This window comes from Exiguobacterium acetylicum (genome assembly GCF_019890935.1).
Taxonomy (GTDB): Bacteria; Bacillota; Bacilli; order Exiguobacteriales; family Exiguobacteriaceae; genus Exiguobacterium_A; species Exiguobacterium_A abrahamii.
Window position 1 is genome coordinate 1,150,381 of record NZ_CP082333.1, and the last position, 21,382, is coordinate 1,171,762.

The window sequence follows — 21,382 nt, forward strand, 5'->3', positions numbered from 1 at the left end:
TTCGTATTAAAACTTAGATGAGTGTTTCATGAATCAAAACGACTGGAGCCATTTTTCTAACCACTCTCTAGGCAAATGAATTGTAGCTAAATCAATGGTCTGTAATTCATTTAGAGTATAACTGTTAGCAAGATACATATCCCATTGTGCATCGATATCGTTTGCTACCTCAGTCGCTTGCTCACTTAACGGATAGCTCTCACGTCCGTCGGTTGCGATATGGTAATAATCGTTATGGTACACGTCTGTCATGTAGCAATAACACCAATCTGCTAGTTCTTCATGTGTGATGTTGCCATCTAGTGCGGCCTGAATGTGCTCTTTTAGCTGTTGATCCGAATAAGTAGGATTCATGATACACCTCTCGCTATATTTTCTATAAGATATCAAAAACCCGGTCCCTCTGCAAAAGGGACCGGGTCAATTGTTTTATTTTGATGGTTTGAAGACCATAGTCGCTTCCACCGCTTTTTGCCATCCAGCATAGCGTTGTTCGCGATCGTCTTCTTTCATCTCTGGTTTGAACTGGTGATCCAGCTTCCATTGTTGTTTGATTTCCGCTTTATCTTTCCAGTAACCAACAGCTAATCCAGCAAGGTAGGCTGCACCGAGTGCTGTCGTTTCGTTAATTTGCGGACGGTCAACAGGAACGCCGAGGATGTCCGATTGGAACTGCATCAAGAAGTTGTTGGCTACAGCACCACCGTCGACACGGAGTGTCTTCAGTTCGATACCAGAGTCTTGTTCCATCGCTGTCAATACGTCGCGTGTTTGATAAGCGAGTGATTCAAGCGTTGCCCGAACGAAGTGCTCCTTATCAGTTCCACGTGTTAATCCGAAGATTGCTCCACGAACATCTGAATCCCAGTACGGCGCACCAAGACCAACGAAAGCAGGAACGACATAAACACCGTCTGTTGAGTCGACTTTCGTTGCGTAACTTTCCGAATCTTTCGCGTGTTTCAACATCCGGAGTCCATCACGGAGCCACTGGATCGCAGAACCGGCGACGAAGATCGAACCTTCCAGCGCATATTCCACTTTTCCATCGACGCCCCAAGCGATCGTCGTCAAGAGTCCATGGTCAGAAGAAACAGCTTTCTCACCTGTGTTCATGAGCATGAAGCAACCTGTTCCGTATGTGTTTTTTCCTTCACCCGCTTCGAAGCACGTTTGACCGAAGAGTGCTGCTTGTTGGTCACCCGCAATACCAGCGATTGGCACTTCGTAACCGAAGAAGTGATACGGTACCGTTTTGTCGTAGACTTCACTCGACTGACGAACCTCTGGCAACATCGAAGCAGGAACACCTAGGATATCGAGTAACTCTTCATCCCATTTTTGTTCGTAGATGTTATACATCAATGTTCGTGAAGCGTTCGTGTAGTCCGTGATATGCGTTTTTCCACCAGAAAGTTTCCAAACGAGCCACGTATCGATCGTACCGAAGAGCAATTCACCGTTCTCTGCTTGCTCACGCGCACCTTCGACATTATCGAGGATCCATTTGACTTTCGTTCCAGAGAAGTAGGCATCAATCAGAAGTCCTGTTTTATCGCGGAACTTCTGGTTCAAACCTTGTTCTTTTAAGTCGTCACAGATACCAGACGTTTGACGCGATTGCCAAACGAGTGCGTGATAGACAGGTTTGCCTGTTTCTTTGTTCCAGACGACCGTCGTTTCACGTTGGTTCGTAATGCCGATTCCGGCGATTTGCTCAGGTTTGATATCTGCCGTTCCGAGTGCTTCGGCCATGACGGCAAGAATCGAACCCCAGATTTCGTTTGCATCATGCTCGACCCAGCCTGGTTGTGGGAAGTATTGCTTGAATTCCCGTTGTGCCGAGTTGACGATTTTCCCATCGTGATCGAAGATGATCGCACGTGAGCTTGTCGTCCCTTGGTCGAGTGCTAGGATATACTTGTTTTCCATTTCGAAATCCCCCTTGAGCGGTATGTGTTAGTGAGACGTGATCTTAGTAAATCAATTGATAGATGAACACAGCAATTGCCCCACCGATGATTGGACCAACGACAGGAATCCATGAATAGCCCCAGTCAGATGAACCTTTATTCGGAATCGGTAGGATAGCGTGCGCGATACGCGGTCCAAGGTCACGAGCCGGGTTGATGGCATACCCTGTTGTACCACCGAGCGAGAGACCGATGACGACGACGAGTAAACCGACGATGAGTGGTTTTAAGCCATCTCCGAACGTCGATAAACCGAGTGCTAAGATACCGAAGACGAGAACGAATGTCCCGATGATCTCAGAAATCAAGTTCGACGGCGTATGACGAATCGCTGGACCTGTTGCGAACACACCGAGTTTTGCAGCTTGATCATCAGTCGCTTCAAAATGTTTCATGTAATGAAGCCAAACGAGAATGGCGCCGATGAAAGCTCCGACAAGTTGTCCGGCAATGTAGATCGGAACGTCTGCCCACGGTAGGTCAGAGTTCAAAGCAAGTGCAATCGTCAATGCGGGGTTCAAGTGTGCTCCACTTTCAGCAGCGACGAATGCTGCTGTCATGACGGCAAGACCCCAAGCGAACGTGATGACGATCCATCCGCTGTTTTCCGATTTCGTCTTTTTCAAGACGACACCGGCGACGACTCCATCCCCGAGCAGGATAAGAATCATCGTACCGATCATTTCTAGTACAAAGTTATTCATGCAAAAACCCTCCCTTTGGATTAAAGCAGATAATGGCCTTTCTACTTTAAATTACTCCGATTTGAGAACGTTTTCAATACATATAATTGAAATATAGGAATGGAAATTTTTTATTTTGATGTTTAAAGATACGAAAAAGTGGATAAGAAAACACCTCTTCCTGCCTGCGAGCAAGCAAAAGAGATGTTACCGACGACGTTTTTTTCTTTTTTTAGGTCGAAACCAACTGCTGGAATAATCTAGTAGGATATGAATCGTACTCGCCACCATGATCCCGACGACGAATGCAGGCAGGGAAGCGAACCACGAATCAATCGTAGCAGAATCAAGAACCTGAAAATAGAGACTTAAAAATAGTAGCGGAATCAGAATCGCAGCACTATAAAGAAGCCGGATGATGTCTCCGATGATCAATCCGTGTGACCAGATTGAGCGGTGGGGCATGATCTTGACATAAGGCATCCAAAGGACTCGGAACGGTCCAAAGCGATAATACGGTTCTGATTTTAAATCGAGGTCGGGTGACAACCAAAGGGTACCGACAGCGATACCGATGGCGGTTGGTAACCAATCGGTTTGTTGCGTTGCGACCGAATACGCAACGTAACCCGTCAGTGCGACGGTATTGACGGTATCATGTACATTTCCTGATGGCATGAAAAAAGACCAGTCGTAACTGGTCCCTCCGTCAATGAATCGTCCGATACACGCCGATTACCTTACCAAGAATGGAGACATTATCGAAATACATCGGATCCATCGAGTCATTTTCTGGTTGTAGACGTACCTGTTGATCTTCTAAGAAGAACCGTTTCACCGTCGCTTCGCTATCTTCGGTCATAGCTACGACGATTTCTCCGTTTTCTGCTGTGTTTTGTTGGCGCACGATGACACGATCGCCGTCAAGAATACCTGCGTTAATCATCGATTCACCATCGATCGTCAACATGAAGACCGTTTCATTTCCTACATAATGTGCAGGGAGTGGGAACTGTTCCTCGATGTTTTCAATCGCTGTAATCGGAAGACCCGCTGTGACTTTCCCGATGACGGGAACATGGACGATGGCTTCCGTGATTTCTTCAGGCTTATCAAGCAATATCTCAATCGCACGTGGTTTCGTCGGGTCACGGCGAATCATTCCCCGTTTCTCGAGTCGATCCAAATGACCGTGTACCGTCGAGCTAGACGCGAGTCCGACTGCTTCTCCGATTTCACGAACTGATGGTGGATACCCCTTCAGTTTCACTTCAGAGACGATGTAGTCGAGAATCTCTTGTTGGCGCTTAGACATTTTCCGCATACGAATTGCCACCTCTTTCTGGATTGAAGTTTGAAATGTAAGAATATATGTTTCTAGATTCACTATAACATAGAACAAATGAGCGTACAAACAATTGTTCGACATTTTGTGTTGACCGAACACGGGTTCTGTGTTTATTATGAGTTATGCGAACAATTGTTCCGCGAACATTTATTCTAACTCATTCATTTCATATTTGGAGGGATTCATGATGATTCATACGATTCGTACTCATGCTTTTTCAATTCTCTTCTATGCCTTAAGTATTGCCTTCGTGATCTTTTTACTCACACCGCGCCCGGATGAAAAAGTGGCGCAACTGATGACTGCTTCCGTTACGGTCGATGAGAACGCCACAGTCGAACAAATTGCTGAAGTCTACAATGATGGTTCGATGTCAGATGAAGAATACGTCAACTGGTTGATTAAAAATAATGATGTCGAGACAAAACACGTCATCTCAAAAAGCAAAATCGTTGTACCAATCGCACAACAATGACAAAATGGAAAAGTTGTGAAAGAACGAACAGGGATGTGAGGTACGATGAAGGTCGTGATTTATTGTCGGGTGTCGACCGAAAAAGAAGCACAAGATAGTTCGATTGAACGCCAACGGATGGAACTTTCGAAGGTTGCGTCTCAAAAGGGTTTTGATGTCGTGGATGTCGTCTCTGAAAAAGAGAGTGGATATGACGTCGATCGGGAAGGGATGCTGACGGTTCTTGATCATGTGACACGTGACGCGGTAGATGCGGTCCTCGTGACGGATGATACACGGATTGGTCGTGGGAATGCGAAAATCGCTATTTTGCACACGTTTAAGAAGCACGGTGTTCGATTGATGACGCTTGATTCCGATGGAGAATACCAGCTTGCTGATGCAGAAGCAATGGTCCTTGAGATCGTCTCACTGGTGGAAGAATATCAACGGAAACTGCATAACGCAAAAATCGCGCGCGGCATGCGGCGAGCGGTCGAACAAGGCTTTCGCCCGGAACGAAATCTCAATCGCCAAGGAGAGAACGCCGGGCGTAGTCGAAAAGACGTACCAATCGAAGAAATCGTACGTCTTCGAGAACTCGGATTGACGTTTTCAGATATCGCCATTACGCTTCGCGGGATGGGACATGATATCTCAAAGGCAACAGTCAATCGTCGATATCTTGAATATCGCGAATTGACGCCTAGCCCGGAATGAGAAGCAAGTAACCCGTCGACTGACGCGGTTAACTTGCTTTTTTTAGTAAGCTCTTTTACAGTAAGAATACAATTGAACTACTCAAGTTTGAGTCATAGAGAAAGAGGGATTTCATGTTATCACAAGAACAATTAGATCGAATCAATGCATTAGCGAATAAATCAAAAGTCGAGCCGTTATCGGAAGCAGAAACAGCAGAACAAAAAGAGCTACGTGCAGCGTATCTCGCAGCATTCCGTGGATCGTTCAAAAACCAACTCATGGGCATGAAAATCGTCGATGAAGAGGGCACAGACGTAACACCTGAGAAATTAAAACAAGCACAAGAAGAAGAACGGAATAAACAATAATCGTTTGTTCCTTCTATAGAAGAAAGAGGTTTCGCGTTAAGCGGACCTCTTTTTTGTTTAGCGCTGTTAGATGAGGAAACATTGCACGATAGCAATACATCTTAATAACGATCTTTCATCAATTCATGCATCCTGTATGAGTCGATAGAACGGCTATAGATAGCGCATTCATTTTAATGTGACATACTATTTAGAAAAGTTGTATCACATTTAAGAGTGTGCTAAAATGAGTAGGAATTTGTGAAAAAGAGAGAGGATGATTGTTTTGACGAACATGACGACAGTAGAACAATTAGCAATTAATACGATTCGTACCTTATCGATTGATGCCGTACAAAAGGCGAATTCGGGTCACCCAGGTATGCCAATGGGAGCAGCGCCGATGGCATTCTCGCTTTGGGCGGATCATATGAACCACAACCCTAAAAATCCAGAATGGTTCAACCGCGACCGTTTTGTACTTTCAGCCGGACACGGTTCGATGCTTCTCTACTCACTCCTCCACCTATCGGGATATGATCTATCAATGGATGATCTTAAATCATTCCGTCAATGGGGATCAAAAACACCAGGTCACCCGGAATACCGTCACACGGCTGGTGTAGATGCGACAACAGGTCCACTTGGTCAAGGGATTGCAATGGCAGTTGGTATGGCGATGGCAGAACGTCATCTTGAAGCAAAATACAACCGTGACGATCTCAACGTCGTCGATCACTTCACATACGGAATTTGTGGAGATGGAGACTTAATGGAAGGTGTCTCAGCTGAGGCGGCTTCACTCGCAGGTCACCTTGGTCTTGGTAAATTGGTCGTATTGTACGATTCAAACGATATCTCACTTGACGGCGATCTCGATAAATCATTCTCTGAAAACGTCCAGAAGCGCTTCGAAGCGTACAACTGGCAAGTCATTCGCGTAGAAGACGGAACGGATATCGATTCGATTTCGAAAGCGATCGCGGCGGCACAAGCAGAGACGACAAAACCAACGTTGATCGAAGTCAAGACAGTCATCGGCTTCGGTTCACCGAACAAGTCAGGGAAATCGGCTTCTCACGGTGCACCACTCGGTGAAGCGGAAATCAAATTAACGAAAGCAAGCTACGTTTGGGATCACGAAGAGTTCTACGTGCCTGAAGAAGTTAAGTCATTGTTTGACGAGCGGATCGTCCAACGTGGTGCTTCTGCAGAAGACGCATGGAACGAGACGATGAAACAATACGAAGCAGCGCATCCAGAATTGCATGCTGAACTCGTTCGCGCAATCGCAAACGAATTGCCAAGCAACTGGGAAGCAGATCTTCCGACGTACGACTTGTCATCGAAAAAAGCGACACGCCAAACGAGTGGTGAAGTCTTGAACGGTCTTGCGAAGAACGTTCCGACATTGTTCGGTGGTTCAGCTGACCTTGCAGGATCGAACAACACGATGCTCAAAGGCGAAGCAGACTTCGATATCGACCCAAGCGGTCGTAACATCTGGTTCGGAGTACGTGAATTCGCAATGGCTGCGGCTGTCAACGGTATGGCGCTTCACGGTGGCGTCATTCCTTACGGCGCGACATTCTTCGTCTTCTCGGATTACCTCCGTCCAGCGGTTCGTTTAGCAGCATTAATGGGACTTCCATCAATCTTCGTCTTGACGCACGACTCGATCGCTGTCGGAGAAGATGGTCCAACACACGAGCCAGTCGAGCACTTGATGAGCTTCCGTGCAATGCCGAACGTCACGATCTACCGTCCAGCAGACGGAAAAGAGACGATCGCAGCATGGAAAACAGCGGTTCAAGCAAAAGACAAACCGACACTTCTCGTCTTGACGCGTCAAGGTCTTCCTGAACTTGAAGGTACGACGACAGAGGGCGCTGAAAAAGGTGGTTATGTCATCGCTGGTGACGTCACGAAAGCTGATACGCTCTTGATCGGTACGGGTTCAGAAGTTCACCTTCTTGTCGAAGCACAAAAAGAACTTGGTGAATCAGCAGCTGTCGTTTCGCTTCCATCATGGGAAGTATTCGAAGCACAGTCAGCAGAGTACAAAGAATCAGTTCTTCCGAAACACATCACGAAACGTGTCGCGATCGAAGCAGGCGCTTCGCTTGGTTGGTACAAATATGTAGGAACAGAAGGACAAGTCATCGGAATCGATCGTTTCGGCGCATCTGCTCCTGGAGACTTCCTCTTGAAAGAATACGGCATGTCTGTTGAGAACGTTTTAGCGACAGTCAAACAACTCGGATAATCTTTTCCGGAAAAACGGGTCCGATCTTACGTCGGGCTCGTTTTTCATCTATTATCATCTATGCAAACAATTGGAATTATAGTATAGTAAAAAGCGACGTTTTAAGTTAGAGGAGGAAGCAACTTGGCTACATGGATTTGGATTTTAATTGCCCTTCTTTGCTTGGTAGCAGGTGTCGCCCTTGGTTTCTATATCGCTCGTCGATACATGATGAACTACTTGGAGCAAAACCCACCAATCAACGAAGATATGATTAAGACATTGATGATGCAAATGGGTCAAAAGCCATCACAAAAGAAAGTCAACCAAGTGATGCGTTCAATGAGTGGTTCAATGAAATCACCTAAAAAATAAGCTGTACGAAAGGGGACCAAATGGTCTCCTTTTTGTTTGCTATTTTTTAGAAAGAGCACTAATCTAAAATGTGAGACTATTTCAAATAATCATAGGATTTAAAAAAGGGGGGAGACTTGAATGGGAGTCTTCAGGAAACTCGGTTGGTTTTTCCGACGAGAATGGAAAGCGTATAGTCTTGGGGTCGTCTGCTTGATTTTTGTAGCAGCGTTAGAACTCATTCCACCGAAGATCATCGGGACGACAGTCAATGGTCTAAGCGAGGGGAGCTTGACGAAGAATGATTTGATTCGTCTCGCAGGTACATTGTTGCTCATCGGGGTCGCGACATATATCATTCGTTATTTTTGGCGCTTTTATATCTTTGGGGCATCGATTCGTCTCGGTCGATTATTGCGCAGCCAACTGTATGGACATTTTTCAGATTTGGATCAATCGTTCTATAAGAAATATCGGAGCGGGGATTTGATGGCGCATGCGACGAACGACGTACAGGCGGTATCGATGACAGCAGGTGCCGGTATTCTAACGCTCGTCGACTCGGTGACGATGGGGAGCTTCGTCATCATCACGATGGTCACGACGATCAGTTGGAAATTGACGCTCGTATCACTTCTACCGATGCCGCTGATGGTCTACTTGACGTCACGTTACGGGAAAATGTTACATTCGCGTTTTCATGACGCACAGGAAGCCTTCTCCGATTTAAATGACAAGGTCGCGGAAAGCATTAGTGGTGTCCGTGTCTTAAAAGCAACAGGAGAAGTGGAGTCTGATGTACAGACGTTTACGGATCTATCGGATGACGTCGTCCAAAAGAACCGTCGTGTCGCAAAAATCGACGCGCTGTTTGACCCGACGATTTTTGGATTAGTCGGTCTATCGTACATCATCGCTGTCGGATATGGTGCGTATCTGTTACAACAAGGTGAAATCCGAATCGGTGACATCGTCTCATTCACTACATATCTTGGTTTATTGACATGGCCGATGCTCGCCTTCGGTTGGTTGTTCAACATCGTCGAACGTGGTCGTGCTTCTTACGATCGGATCGAGCGGATGCTTGCGATTGAACCGGAAATTAAAGACGCAAAAGAAGCAGCAACGAGTGTTTCCTCACCAGAACTCCACGTTGGGATTGAGCGTTTCATCTATGATACACAACCGGTCTTACAAGACATCGATGTGACGTTGAAGCCCGGTAAATCACTCGGAATCGTCGGGAAGACGGGTGCCGGTAAATCGACGTTCGTTCGCTTATTGTCTCGCGAATACGACGTCAAACAAGGCGCCATCACGATTGGTGGACGAGACATCAAACAATTGACGCGTGACACTGTCCGTCGTCAAGTAGCGATCGTTCCACAGGATCATTTCTTATTCTCCGCGTCGATTGCTGACAATATTGCCTTTGCACAACCGGATGCATCAATGGAAGACATCATGGAAGCAGCGCGGATCGCAGCAGTCCATGATGATATTCTCGGGTTTAAGGAAGGGTACGCGACGATGGTCGGGGAGCGTGGGGTGACGTTATCCGGCGGTCAAAAACAACGGATCTCGATTGCCCGGGCATTACTAGCAGACTGTCCGATTTTAGTGCTCGATGATGCCTTGTCTGCAGTCGATGCTAAAACCGAGGAAGCGATCATCCATCACTTCCGCACGGCGGATCACGATCAGGCACAAATCATCGTTGCCCATCGCCTGTCGGCTGTGTCGCATACCGATGAGATCATCGTCCTTGAAGACGGTCGAATCATCGAACGGGGCACGCATGAGCAGTTACTCGCTCATGACGGTTGGTATAAAGAGACGTACGATCGCCAGCAACTAGAATCACTTGTTGAACAAGGAGGGCGTTCCGAATGAATCATGATATCAATGAAAAAGCCGTCCTGAAACGATTGCTTGATTTCGTCAAACCGTTCAAAAAGCAGGTCAGCATCGCCTTCATCCTGCTGTTCATTACGACAGCGGCAAAACTCGGGGGACCGTATCTCGTCAAGATTTTCATTGATGAATACGTCGCACCGGGTACGTATCCGGTACAGGAAGTCGCACTTTTGTTTACAGCGTACTTATTACTGCATACGACAGGGATCATCGTCGATTACTTGCAGGCGTTCGAATTCCAAAAGATTGCCTTGCAAGTCATTCAACGCTTACGCATTGATGTATTCCGGCACGTCATGCACTTACGGCTTGCCTATTTTGACCGGACGCCTGCTGGAGTGCTCGTATCCCGGATCACGAACGATACGGAAGCGATCAAGGAGCTCTACATCGGTGTCCTGTCGACATTCGTGCAAAGCGGCGTTCAGTTGATTGGAACATATATCTTCCTTTATCTACTAGAGCCGCGACTCGCGACGATTGCGTTACTATTGTTACCGCTGTTTTATTTCATCATTTGGATTTACCGGAAGTATTCGACGAAGTATTACGCGGAAGTCCGCGATTTATTGTCGAAAATCAATGCCCAACTGAACGAATCCATCAACGGGATGGCAATCATTCAACAATTCCGCCAAGAAAAACGCTTGATGGCAGAGTTCGAGGAGACGAACGTCGCCCACCAGAATGGACGTTATAAGAACTTGAAGCTCGATAGTTGGTTGCTGCGACCAATCATTGAATTGTTACTCGCCATTTCAATTGCGACACTCGTAACGTATTTCGGTGTCCTATCGTTCTCGCAAACGGTCCAAGTCGGTGTCGTCTATGCCTTCATCAGCTACATGGAGCGGATTTTCCAACCGGTACAGCAAATCATGCAACGGTTGTCCGAGTTCCAACAAGCCGTCGTCTCAGCAGACCGTGTATTCAAGGTCCTCGATACAGATGAGCCGGAACCAACGAAACAACTCGAAGGGGATGCGCGAGTATCGGAAGGACATATCGTCTTTGAAGACGTGCGCTTTAGTTATGACGGAGAGAAGGATGTCTTGAAAGGGATTTCGTTCGAGGCGAAAAAAGGACAGACGATTGCGCTCGTTGGTCATACGGGAAGTGGAAAAAGTTCAATCATCAATATCTTGATGCGTTTTTACGCGTACCAATCGGGTCGGATCTTGATCGATGGTCAACCGCTTGAGCAGTTATCAGAAGAAGAACTACGACAGCATGTCGGACTCGTGTTGCAGGATTCATTCTTGTTCACGGGAACGGTCGCGGATAACATTCGATTATTCGATAGTTCGATTTCCTTTGATCGTGTCGAAGCGGCTGCTAAATTCGTACAAGCGGACGGATTCATCAATCAACTCGACCAACAATATGACAGTCCCGTTGCGGAACGGGGGGCGACGTTCTCGGCAGGGGAACGTCAGTTGATCTCCTTCGCACGCACGATGGCGCGGGATCCGAAAATCCTGATCCTCGATGAAGCGACGAGTTCGATTGATACGGAGACAGAGGAGAAAGTGCAAGTCGCACTTGAACGGATGCGTCAAGGGCGGACGACGATTGCCATTGCCCACCGTCTATCGACGATTCAAGATGCAGATTTGATTCTTGTACTGCATCAAGGGGAAGTGATCGAGCAAGGAAATCACCAAGAATTGATCGCACAAGATGGTCTGTATAAGAAGATGTATCAGTTGCAATCCGGTCATGTCACGGTTTCTTAAAAAATAGACAAAAAAAGCCTGCCAGGCGGTCTCGCCCGGCAGGTTGTTTGTTTTGATTAGTAGACTGTAACTGTAACGTTTTGGCGTCCCCAGTTGAGTGCTTCTTGTTGTGAACCAACGAGAAGGTCAAGTTTGTTACCTTGGATTGCGCCACCACGGTCGAGTACGATTGCTTCACCAATGCCTTCGATGTGCATACGTGTACCGATTGGGTATTGTGAAGAAGCTGCTACGATACGCATACCATTGTACGTGATCGTATTCGTAACGTCATAACCGCTTGCTGTCAACGCACGACCGTTGTAAAGTTGGCTACCGTTGTTAGATGGGTCGTTCGTGTAAGCAGTGACGTTCATTGTCACTTTCGTACCTGATTTTGCAGGTGTTGATTGTTTTGTTGCAGTTGCTGGTTTAGCAGCTGCTTTTGGTGCTGGCTTCGCAGCTGGTTTAGCAGCAGGTTGTGCTTGTGCTGCTGGTGCTTTTGATACGCCAGCAAGTGAAGTATAGTCGCTGTGTACGTAGCGCGTTTTACCATTGATTGTTGTTTTGATCCATGCACCAACTTTAGCTTCTACGTTGACTTTTTCGCCTTTGTAGAGGTTACCGACATCTTTCGAGCTTGTCGTTGGTTGTGTGCGGACGTTTAGTACTGCCGTAGTAACTGTCGCTTTTTTAAAGTCGAATGAGCCTGCTGCAGACGTATACGCACCATGGACATAACGTTTTTGACCGTTAACTGTTGTTTTGATCCATGCGCCAGAACGTCCTTCGACATTTAATGTTTGACCTTTATATACATTTCCTACGTCTGCTGATGCAGTTGTAGGTGCTGTGCGTACGTTGAGTACTGGTGTATTTACTGTTACCGTTTCTGAGGCAGCCTCTGTCTCTTGGGCAAATCCTACTGATAGAGCTGTTGCTGCAAGACCGGCAGCGAAAACTGCTTTTTTCATTATTGATGTCCTCCTGACATATGCTGTGTTTACTGTTCCTACTTTACACGGCAAATCTGACCTGTGCGTTTACAGGTCAATGTCATTCGAGTTACAAACCGAGCTTTTGTGACAACAAGATTGCAAAAGAGCGGTTTTTGTCATCGATAGGACATACTGATTATGAAAAACGGACGTTTATAGGTCTTTTGGCTTACTGAATATAAAAAAATCGCACAATTCAACAGAAAAAAGCCTTAAAAATAGAAAGTGTTAAATCCTTCGATCGTCTGATGATGAAAAAGTGGAACGGATGATACGTAGATCAATACTTGACGATCGTCGTCACGCCGAACGCTGTCAGGTAAGAACGATGATACAATTCCTGCATCCAATCGTTAGCGGAAAGTTGAAACGTGCCGTGAATCGTTTGATACGTTCGCTGGCGAATATTGATTTCGATTGGCTCTAGTAGCGGAGTGGACGGTAGATGGTCATGCATGCTGTCATTTTGATTTTCGATATAGAGCAGCTCGTGGACATCTCCTTCTTCCATATAACGCTGTAGATAAATCATGAACTCCCATTGATCAGCACCTTCGATCGTATACAAGTAAGGCATCGTGAATCTTCCTCGCTTCAATGAGACATATTCAAGCGGTTCGACCTCATGTACGTATAGTTGAGGGAGATCGTCAGGTATATAGAGGGGACGAGAACTAGCAATGAATGTAAGAGCGGACATGAAGCACCTCCATCAGAAATAAAAAAAGTCAGCATTCACACTCGAATGCTGACCAAATCGTGCATTAAGATAAGAGCGGTTCGCTCGAACCGTGAATGGTGTAGTTTTGGACTGTCCGTGAATATTCTAAAAGTAGGACGTCAAGTTCATGGCTAAGTTGTAAAACACGCGGGGAGGTAAAGCTGGACTGGTCAGCTTGATGATATAGTTCGCTACGTTTGGCTTCGATGGCTAACGTCAATAGTTGTTGTGTCGTCATAGCAGTCTCCCTTACATTGGTGTCGTATCCATATTCTAGCAAGTCCATTTACGAGGCGCAACGAGATTTCAGTAAAATCGACGAAATGTAATTTTTTTGTAATTTTGGCGGACACGAATCTTTTGCAACTTTCTGTGAGATAATAGGTGCTAAATGCAGAGGAGTTTGGCAAAATAGAGGAGGAACTTCTTCTATAGTAGTAAAGGAAAGGGGATGCTCATATGGAGCTCTCGTTATGGTTAGCGTTTGGAGCAGGATTATTATCTTTTGTCTCTCCATGTACGCTACCACTGTATCCTGTGTTTCTCTCATACATCACAGGCGTGTCGGTAACGGATTTAAAAGAACGGGGCGTACGAGAAAAGCGATCCTTGTTTCATACGTTAGCGTTCCTCGTTGGTTTTGCGATGGTATTCGTTGTACTCGGTTTATCGACATCGTTGTTCGCAGATGTCTTTATCACATATCGGGATACGTTACGGATGGTTGGGGCACTCGTCATCTTCGTATTTGGGATTGTTCTCGTCGGATTATGGCAACCAACATTCTTGATGCGTGAAAAGAAACTGAATCTCGGGGAACGAAAAGGAGGATACGTCGGGACGGTACTCGTCGGAATCGGTTTTGCAGCCGGTTGGACACCATGTACAGGTCCGATTCTCGCAGGAGTCATCGGATTAGCTGCGACCAATCCGAGTCAAGGTATGTTCTACATGCTGGCGTATGTCCTTGGCTTCTCGATTCCGTTCTTATTGATGGCGTTCTTCGTCGGTCGTTCGCGCTTGTTCGTGCAGTATAGTCTGAAATTAACGAAATTCGGGGGAGCCTTGATGATGGTGTTCGGAGTCATGCTGTATTTTGATGGCTTGAGTAAATTCGCAGCATGGATGAGTGACATCGTCGGATTCACTGGATTTTAATCAAGGAAGTGATCGGATGATTTGGATATCAACTGGGGTAGCGCTCGTCATGGGATTGCTGATCAGCTTCATTCGTGTGAAGGCATCAGCAAAACCGACGAATGCTAAAAAAATCTTGATCCCGCCTTTTGCGATGTCGACGGGGATGCTGCAGTTTTTATACCCAGCATCCCGTCTGACATGGACGGAAGTGGCAGAAGCATTGCTCGTTGGAGCCATCTTCAGTATCTTTTTGATCAAGACATCCAATTTTTATGAAGCGGAAGGGCAAATCTATTTGCAACGTTCGAAAGCATTTTTCATCGTCTTATTCGGCATCTTACTCGTTCGGACGGTTGCGAAATTTTTCATCGGCGGACAGATCGATATCTTCGAAACGGGTGGGATTTTTTATCTCGTTGCCTTTGGAATGATTGCACCGTGGCGCTTCGCGATGTATATGAAATACAAACGAGTCAAGTCGGGCACTGTGCCGGTTGCGCACTTACCTCACTAAAAAAACCGCTGAAGGCGACTTCGGCGGTTTTTCGTGCATCCTTCAATTTTGGAAGTATAATGCGTAGTCTCGCCAGTCGATGGCGTGCTCCGTTAGTGCTTTTTTCAAGAATTTATGATCGCGTTTCGGTGTCGCAGAAATATATCCTTTGACGACCAGTTCGGATGTCATCTCTGTCGCCCGTTCTTCAAGTGCGAACTGTCCGATCCGCCCGGCAATCTTGCGGCGTGCGACATCACGAAATGCCGATGGAACCGGCATGACGAGAGCGTTCAACAATTCCATCGTCTCATCCGTCCAAAGATGTCGTGTTTGGTCGATGTACTCATCTTCCCAGTCCATCATCGATTTACCGTCTTCTTTCGGTAACTTCTTGAGGAACTTCCGGAACATGAAAAACCCGCCAATTGCCATGAGTGTGATCATGATAAAGCCCCAGAGCAGAATCCCGTTCATGAACCATTCCATGCGCGACTCATCCCCCTTTCACATCAAATATAGATTAGCATAAATCAGGTGGACGTGCTATGATGAATGACGGAGAAAGTGAGGCGAAACAATGCTGCAACCATACGTACAATTGGACGAGACCGGACAGCCCCGTAAAGGTGTTTTACCTGAAACAGCGGACGGTCGGATCGTTGAATTCTATTATGATACGAAGGGCGAAGAGATCACGGTGATCTTCGTCACCGTTCCGGCAGAAGATGCGAGCCGGAAGCGTGCGTTTACGGTCGGGAAAACGTTCAAGACGGTCTCGACACTCGAAGACTTCACGTTACTTCACTATGAATGGGCAAATGACCAGATTTTCGCAACACTTGAGATGTTCGCGGATGGGTCGAAACGTCAAATCGACGCTTCGAGATTGCTCGACTATTAAAAAAGAAGGAGATGCGGATTGCCGCGTCTCCTTCTTTTGATATTCAAGAAATATGAAGTCGGATGACCTCGTCATGCAGTTCCACCTGACCACCAATCGGGAACGTGAACAAAGGACTCGTATGTCCGAAGTCGACATTCGCAAGAACCGGTACGTGCTCTAGGAATGGATAGAGTGAGATCAGATATCGCAGATGCTCTTCCGTCATCTTCGTTGTGAGTTGGAAACGTCCAAAGACGATCCCACGAATCGTTTCCGCGCCTGGTTGTGCCATCAAAGAGGCGAAATCACGGGCGAACGTCGCTGGATGGACTTCGTAATCATCTTCAAGGAATAAAATCGTATCCCGTAAATCAGGGAAGTGCGGTGTGCCTTGCAGGAGATTTAACGTACAAAGATTCCCACCGAGCAGACGACCACTCGCTTGCCCAGCGGATAAAAGAATCGGTCCTTTGTTTGGTAACGTGATGACGTGTCCGCGATCGGTATCGCGCCAATGCACCGAAGGCTTGATCGTAACGGGATCCGTTCCAAACAACACTTGCTTGAAGTAATCAATCGTATAGGCGTCGCGATCACGGAAAGCCCGTAACATTGGTCCAGAGTAAGTGATTAATCCAGTATTCGTTAGAATAGCGTGACTGAGTGCTGTGATATCGGAGAAGCCACACAGGATTTTCGGATGTGTCCGAATCAATTCGTAGTCGAGTAAGTCGACGAGTTCATTCGTACTGAATCCACCGCGAACGCACAGAATCGCATCAACGTTCGGATCAGCGAACGCAGCATGGAGGTCTGCAACCCGTAATTCAGGATCACTGGAACCGAACGGATTGACGGCACGCGCATGTTGGCTGATCGAGACACGTAATCCGAGTGATTCGAGGGTTTGGATCGCACCATCGATGATCTTCATCTCGACCGTCGAGAGGCTGGAGGCTGGTGCGACTAAACGGACATGAGAACCATCCGTCAATTTCTTCGGTGTTAGCGTAGGCAGATGAGCAGCGATGATTTCTAACCGGTTACCGAAGGGATCAGCTGTGAAGAAACGACGACGGGGCGCAAGGCGTGTGTCATGCTCAACCGGATAACCGGCAGCTTGAAGAGCATCGCTCAACGCTTCGAACGCAGCGACGGTTAATCCAGGATGCGCTTTTTTAGCAGGGGAGAATGGCTCCTCGATACCGAGATGAAGTGCTGCACCATGGTCTTCGAACCAGACACCACCACTAGCTTGAACGCCAGTCGGCTTTTCGACTTCCTTCATATGTAAAAGCCCGGCATAAAATGCACGGGCGCGATCTTCTTCGTTTTTCGGCATAGCGAGCTGGATATGATCTAACATGAAGACACTTCCTTTACGAATGAGATTCAGGCAACGAACTGGGTGATTCGTTTTAGTTCACGTTCGACGAGGTTCAAGTAGAAGACACCTTCGATCCGGCGATCAAGAGATTGTGCAATCTCATAGAGATTCGTCCGAAGCGCTGCGAGATACGACGCTTCCTCACCAAGCGATTGACGATGAGCAAAGGCATAGTGAGCGAGTAGGAACTGAAGATATCCACGATCAGTCAAGAACGGGATCAATTGTTTTTTCTCTTCCATCGACCAAGTATAGTTCGTATCATAATACATCTTCGCATACAGGTGATACGGTTCGTCACCGCCTGTAAAGAGGGTTTCACCCCGTTTGACTTCTTCGATCAAGCGTTCGCTCCAATCGAAGCGTTCCTTTTTGCGACTGAGGAACAACGGTAGGATGTATGGATGAGCCTGATCTGGCATCCGCGAGCAACCGCGTTCATGCCGCAGAGCTGCATAAAGTAGCAAGGCGCGATCTTCGAAGCCACGATCAATCGCATACGTCATCCGGCTGAATGCTTCACAGGACGGGCAATCACTGAGTTCGTCACTTGGCGCGTCAACCCATTCCGATAGATAATGATCGGCCTGTTCCTCGTCACCGAGTTTGCTGTAGACCATGAAGCTGATATAGTCACGTGTCCGAATAAAGCCATGCGCGTCACAGAAATCGATGAAGCGATCGAGGTCTTCTTCGAGAAGCGAGACCGTCACGTCTTCTTGTTCTGCCATATAGATCAAGTAGGACTTGTAGTTCCAGTACAAATCAAGTTCTTGTTTGGGAGTCAGTGTCATCTCATCTTTTCGGATCCATTCCATCAAGAGCGTGAAGGACACGAGAAACGATCGGAAGTGTCCTAAATCAAATTGATTTTGTGAAAATGCCCATAAGGAGAGGAAGCGGAGTGAATCATCAGCTGTTTCCTCAAAGATGGCCCATAAGGCCTCACCGCGTGCAACGGAGGGTTCTTCTTCCTTTAAGCGAAGATATAAGAGATGGAGTTCTTCTTGAGGGTTCATCTGTACCCCTCCTTTCTTATATAAGTATACCACGAGCGTTTTGAGAAATCGCAATTGAGCGAGGATGGAATAAAAAAAGATTCCGAACCGGCTCAATCGCGGTTCGGAATCATTTCAAGTATTTGTGGATGAGTATCAGCTGTCGGATGTAGCAAATCATGTACCGTGTAACTATTGAGTACTTGATGGAACGCCGCAATGGCATCATCGAAGGCATCACGTGCCGGATTGAGCGAAGGGACCTCGTGAATGCCTTCTTGCGGATCGAGAAAATGAACGGTTGGTTCAAACAGTTGTACGACGTCACCGATATGAATTGCATCTGGAGGACCTGCTAAGCGGAACCCACCTCCACGACCACGGACAGAATCAATCAGACCACTCTGTCCTAAACGATAGACTACTTTCATTAAATGATTCTTAGAAATGTCGTAACAATCCGCTACTTCCTGGATTCGGACTAAACGATCGGGATGGGCTGCTGCGAACAGCAGGGACCGAATCGCGTAATCCGTATAACGTGTCATGCGCATTTTCATCACCTACTTAACACACATACTAGGGGGGTACGCAAGCATTATCAACTCTCAATGTGCAAAAATTAAGATGCATTTTAGAGATTGTTTTTGAGGGTGGATTCACGCATAATGGACGGTGAAAGGTAGGTTAAATTATGCATTTCGATCAGGCATTACACCTTTTGCAACAGCTCGGTCCATCGATGGAGCAAAAGGGATTGCGGATCGCGACGCGCTTCTATGACTCGCTTGAGGCGACGTACGAAGAAGAATTGCGCGCGCTTCGAGAAGCGGGGGCTCAGGACGGAACTCGCGCCTTGCGGATTTTACGCTTGAGTCAACTACTGAATCAGATTACCAATCAGCATGAATCGAGTGAACTGTTTAAATTGATTTTATTGAACGAAATCAATCAAACGAAATCGTTTCTGCTGACATACCCGGGCATCATCAGTCATGAAATTCTAAAAGCCATTCAGATCGAGTATGCATTAGAAGATGATGCACCGCTATTGCAAGCTTGGAGTATCGTCCATCATCAACTTGTTGATACGTGCCGACATTTTTGTAAATACCGCCGTGCTGAGAACTGGCGTCAACAAGATATTTTGTTGATTGCAGAAGAACATCATCTCGGAGCCGTCATTGACGAAGCCCGGCATGCGCTTCTGAGTGGTCGCAAAACGACCTTGTTACATGTCTCAGCTGAGGAACTGGCAGAACGAATGTTAGCGAATGTCCTATCCTTGACGACGAAAGGGATGATCGTTCATCACATTCGTCAAGAAGGATGGGAACAACAGATGCACGAATTCTTGACGATGATCACGGCAAATGATCCGATCGTCTTCGTCAGTGGATCGACGAATTTCATTGAAGAAATCCAGCAACGACTTGATCCGTTACCGGTCCTGTTTGGTCCGTTCGTAGCGGCAAATCAATTACCCTCTTAACGAGAAAAGCGATGTGTAACGCTCTGACAAAAGTCGGAGCATGACACATCGCTTTTTTTAAGCTGATTTCGTTAAGCGTTTTGCGCGTTGAATCGACCGGTCGAGTGCGAGATAGACCCCACCTGAGACACAACAGAGCAGTCCGACGAATCCGAGCGCAAAGTCACCTTTTCCGGTATCAAGGAATAACGATCCGAGAAGAGGTGCGGTGACGCCGCCAATCAACCACTGGAGACTCGCAGCACCGTTGTACGTTCCGCGGAGGTGTTCCGGGGCGATCAAAGCGATGAACGTCATCTGGACAGGAGACATGATCATCTCACCGAGCGTATAGAACGCATAAATCGCAAGTAATACCGTCACGAGCACGACATAACTCGTTCCGAGTGAGAACAGGTAGGACGGCACGAACGCGAGGAAAATCATGCCGATGCCGAAAATCGATGCCCCGAGCAACATGACTTTTCCGAATGCTTTGCCGGACAAGCGAGCAGCGATCGGGAACTGGAACAAGACGACCATGATCCCGTTCAGAGCCATCAGATAAGGGAACGGATTTTGTTTCGTTGGTAAGCCCGGTAGTGCTTCCTTCAAGAAGACCGGTAACATACTCTCGACGAGGGCAAATCCCATCGAGATGAAGACACCCGCCCCGATGAAGATTAAAAAGACATGATCCTTCCGCAATACAGTGAGCGGTGATACTTTGACTTCGTCCGTCTTTTCGATATACTCCGGTTTCGTTTCTTCGATGAAGAAGTAGAGAACGAGTCCGTACAGGAAAAAGACGAAAGCGGCAGAGTAGAAGATGAGTGAACGGTCGACGAACAGGACGGCACTTCCGAGCAGTGGACCAAATGCGGCCCCGACGTTATGTCCCATCCGCAGCAGACCGAACGATTCGTTCAGGCGTTCTGGTGGCGTGACGTCCGCGACCATCGCGCTTGCCGCGGGATGGAACAGTGAACTCGATAAACCGAGCAACGCGTTCAACGCGAGAAGTGGTCCGAATGAATCAGCGAACGAAAAACCGATTAAAGCAATGACGTCACCGATGATTGAGAGGACCATCAGTGGTTTTCGACCGAATTTATCGGCGAAGTGACCACCGAGAACGGCGCCGACGAGCGACATGATCGGTCCGGTCGCCATGATGACACCGACCAAGAAGTAGGAATCGAGTCGATCCGCATAATAAAGAACTAAAAATGGTGCGATCATGAACATCATGATCCCCGTGATCGTTTCCCCGACGAACCGGATCCAGATGTTGCGATCAAGCTGTTTGAGTGCGTTAAACATAGTGAAAACCCCTTATATTCCGTTTTTAGACAATAGAAAAGACGGATACGCACAAATATGGGCATACCCGTCCTAATATAAGAGGGCAGCATGTACGTATACGCATACGCACACCCTGCTTAATTAAAAATTAAACGATTGGGTGACGTACAGTTGTAGCCGATACAAAGACAGTGTGGACAGATGTCCGGGCTTGATGGAATACCATTGTACGTCTCCTCCTTCTG

24 protein-coding genes are annotated in these 21,382 nt (G+C 47.1%); 11 read left to right on the forward strand and 13 right to left on the reverse strand.

Annotation, left to right across the window (positions count from 1 at the left end; translation table 11 throughout):
* Positions 1 to 33 precede the first annotated feature (33 nt).
* The 5 genes from K7G97_RS05895 to lexA form a co-directional block, all read right to left on the reverse strand.
* Entirely contained in the window at positions 34 to 354 is a 321-nt protein-coding gene (locus tag K7G97_RS05895) for a hypothetical protein (protein ID WP_223041595.1), read from the reverse strand.
* 75 nt (positions 355 to 429) lie between these two features.
* Positions 430 to 1,932 carry a glycerol kinase GlpK gene (glpK, locus tag K7G97_RS05900; RefSeq protein WP_223041596.1) on the reverse strand — a complete coding sequence of 501 codons (1,503 nt, stop codon included), beginning with the start codon at positions 1,930 to 1,932 and terminating at the stop codon, positions 430 to 432.
* Positions 1,933 to 1,975: 43 nt separating this feature from the next.
* Positions 1,976 to 2,677 (reverse strand): MIP/aquaporin family protein, encoded by a 702-nt coding sequence (locus K7G97_RS05905; RefSeq protein ID WP_223041597.1) that lies wholly within the window; start codon positions 2,675 to 2,677, stop codon positions 1,976 to 1,978.
* A gap of 186 nt (positions 2,678 to 2,863) precedes the next feature.
* Positions 2,864 to 3,334, reverse strand: a complete 471-nt coding sequence (locus K7G97_RS05910) for a metal-binding protein (RefSeq protein ID WP_047391185.1) — start codon at positions 3,332 to 3,334, stop codon at positions 2,864 to 2,866.
* Between the two features lie 31 nt (positions 3,335 to 3,365).
* Entirely contained in the window at positions 3,366 to 3,980 is a 615-nt protein-coding gene (gene lexA / locus K7G97_RS05915; RefSeq protein WP_023467770.1) for a transcriptional repressor LexA, read from the reverse strand.
* A gap of 211 nt (positions 3,981 to 4,191) precedes the next feature.
* On the opposite strand from lexA, the gene yneA reads away from it, so the two are divergent.
* The 7 genes from yneA (at position 4,192) to K7G97_RS05950 (ending at position 11,759) form a co-directional block, all read left to right on the forward strand.
* Complete coding sequence (yneA, locus tag K7G97_RS05920) at positions 4,192 to 4,479, forward strand: cell division suppressor protein YneA (protein WP_023467771.1); 288 nt, start codon at positions 4,192 to 4,194, stop codon at positions 4,477 to 4,479.
* A 45-nt stretch (positions 4,480 to 4,524) separates the two neighbouring features.
* Positions 4,525 to 5,178, forward strand: coding sequence for a YneB family resolvase-like protein (locus tag K7G97_RS05925; RefSeq protein WP_029341251.1), 654 nt, complete (start codon positions 4,525 to 4,527; stop codon positions 5,176 to 5,178).
* A 113-nt stretch (positions 5,179 to 5,291) separates the two neighbouring features.
* Positions 5,292 to 5,528, forward strand: coding sequence for a DUF896 domain-containing protein (locus K7G97_RS05930; RefSeq protein ID WP_035398122.1), 237 nt, complete (start codon positions 5,292 to 5,294; stop codon positions 5,526 to 5,528).
* A gap of 274 nt (positions 5,529 to 5,802) precedes the next feature.
* A complete protein-coding gene (tkt, locus tag K7G97_RS05935) occupies positions 5,803 to 7,773 on the forward strand; it encodes a transketolase (protein ID WP_262415807.1) in 1,971 nt (656 codons plus the stop codon).
* Positions 7,774 to 7,896: 123 nt separating this feature from the next.
* The gene (locus K7G97_RS05940; RefSeq protein ID WP_012370001.1) at positions 7,897 to 8,127 is read left to right on the forward strand and encodes a YneF family protein; all 231 of its coding nucleotides are present in this window, start codon (positions 7,897 to 7,899) and stop codon (positions 8,125 to 8,127) included.
* A gap of 120 nt (positions 8,128 to 8,247) precedes the next feature.
* The gene (locus tag K7G97_RS05945; protein ID WP_223041599.1) at positions 8,248 to 9,999 is read left to right on the forward strand and encodes an ABC transporter transmembrane domain-containing protein; all 1,752 of its coding nucleotides are present in this window, start codon (positions 8,248 to 8,250) and stop codon (positions 9,997 to 9,999) included.
* Positions 9,996 to 11,759 carry an ABC transporter ATP-binding protein gene (locus K7G97_RS05950; RefSeq protein WP_058705250.1) on the forward strand — a complete coding sequence of 588 codons (1,764 nt, stop codon included), beginning with the start codon at positions 9,996 to 9,998 and terminating at the stop codon, positions 11,757 to 11,759. Before K7G97_RS05945 ends, K7G97_RS05950 begins: the two co-directional genes overlap by 4 nt.
* 56 nt (positions 11,760 to 11,815) lie before the next feature.
* Here K7G97_RS05950 and K7G97_RS05955 read toward each other — a convergent pair whose 3' ends face one another.
* The 3 genes from K7G97_RS05955 to K7G97_RS05965 form a co-directional block, all read right to left on the reverse strand.
* Positions 11,816 to 12,712, reverse strand: a complete 897-nt coding sequence (locus tag K7G97_RS05955; protein ID WP_223041600.1) for an SH3 domain-containing protein — start codon at positions 12,710 to 12,712, stop codon at positions 11,816 to 11,818.
* 304 nt (positions 12,713 to 13,016) lie between these two features.
* The gene (locus tag K7G97_RS05960; RefSeq protein ID WP_223041601.1) at positions 13,017 to 13,313 is read right to left on the reverse strand and encodes a hypothetical protein; all 297 of its coding nucleotides are present in this window, start codon (positions 13,311 to 13,313) and stop codon (positions 13,017 to 13,019) included.
* 187 nt (positions 13,314 to 13,500) lie between these two features.
* The gene (locus K7G97_RS05965) at positions 13,501 to 13,743 is read right to left on the reverse strand and encodes an aspartyl-phosphate phosphatase Spo0E family protein (protein WP_316499711.1); all 243 of its coding nucleotides are present in this window, start codon (positions 13,741 to 13,743) and stop codon (positions 13,501 to 13,503) included.
* A gap of 173 nt (positions 13,744 to 13,916) precedes the next feature.
* Here K7G97_RS05965 and K7G97_RS05970 point away from each other — a divergent pair, with 173 nt between their 5' ends.
* Both K7G97_RS05970 and K7G97_RS05975 read left to right on the forward strand, forming a co-directional pair.
* The gene (locus tag K7G97_RS05970) at positions 13,917 to 14,615 is read left to right on the forward strand and encodes a cytochrome c biogenesis CcdA family protein (RefSeq protein ID WP_023467780.1); all 699 of its coding nucleotides are present in this window, start codon (positions 13,917 to 13,919) and stop codon (positions 14,613 to 14,615) included.
* 16 nt (positions 14,616 to 14,631) lie between these two features.
* Complete coding sequence (locus K7G97_RS05975) at positions 14,632 to 15,111, forward strand: CcdC family protein (RefSeq protein WP_035398107.1); 480 nt, start codon at positions 14,632 to 14,634, stop codon at positions 15,109 to 15,111.
* A gap of 42 nt (positions 15,112 to 15,153) precedes the next feature.
* Here K7G97_RS05975 and K7G97_RS05980 read toward each other — a convergent pair whose 3' ends face one another.
* Positions 15,154 to 15,579: a DUF2621 family protein gene (locus K7G97_RS05980; protein ID WP_023467782.1), complete on the reverse strand. Its 426-nt coding sequence runs from the start codon at positions 15,577 to 15,579 to the stop codon at positions 15,154 to 15,156.
* A 91-nt stretch (positions 15,580 to 15,670) separates the two neighbouring features.
* Here K7G97_RS05980 and K7G97_RS05985 point away from each other — a divergent pair, with 91 nt between their 5' ends.
* Complete coding sequence (locus K7G97_RS05985; RefSeq protein WP_023467783.1) at positions 15,671 to 15,994, forward strand: hypothetical protein; 324 nt, start codon at positions 15,671 to 15,673, stop codon at positions 15,992 to 15,994.
* A 43-nt stretch (positions 15,995 to 16,037) separates the two neighbouring features.
* Here K7G97_RS05985 and K7G97_RS05990 read toward each other — a convergent pair whose 3' ends face one another.
* The 3 genes from K7G97_RS05990 to K7G97_RS06000 all read right to left on the reverse strand — a co-directional run bounded on the left by K7G97_RS05990 (position 16,038) and on the right by K7G97_RS06000 (position 18,915).
* Entirely contained in the window at positions 16,038 to 17,342 is a 1,305-nt protein-coding gene (locus K7G97_RS05990) for a VOC family protein (protein WP_223041603.1), read from the reverse strand.
* A gap of 26 nt (positions 17,343 to 17,368) precedes the next feature.
* A complete protein-coding gene (locus K7G97_RS05995; RefSeq protein WP_058265204.1) occupies positions 17,369 to 18,382 on the reverse strand; it encodes a hypothetical protein in 1,014 nt (337 codons plus the stop codon).
* A gap of 92 nt (positions 18,383 to 18,474) precedes the next feature.
* Entirely contained in the window at positions 18,475 to 18,915 is a 441-nt protein-coding gene (locus K7G97_RS06000) for an RrF2 family transcriptional regulator (protein WP_029341264.1), read from the reverse strand.
* A gap of 140 nt (positions 18,916 to 19,055) precedes the next feature.
* Here K7G97_RS06000 and K7G97_RS06005 point away from each other — a divergent pair, with 140 nt between their 5' ends.
* On the forward strand, positions 19,056 to 19,853 hold the full coding sequence (locus K7G97_RS06005; RefSeq protein WP_223041604.1) for a hypothetical protein: 798 nt from the start codon (positions 19,056 to 19,058) through the stop codon (positions 19,851 to 19,853).
* A 57-nt stretch (positions 19,854 to 19,910) separates the two neighbouring features.
* Here the strand turns inward: K7G97_RS06005 and K7G97_RS06010 are convergent, their stop codons facing one another.
* Positions 19,911 to 21,155: an MDR family MFS transporter gene (locus tag K7G97_RS06010; protein WP_023467788.1), complete on the reverse strand. Its 1,245-nt coding sequence runs from the start codon at positions 21,153 to 21,155 to the stop codon at positions 19,911 to 19,913.
* Positions 21,156 to 21,382 lie beyond the last annotated feature (227 nt).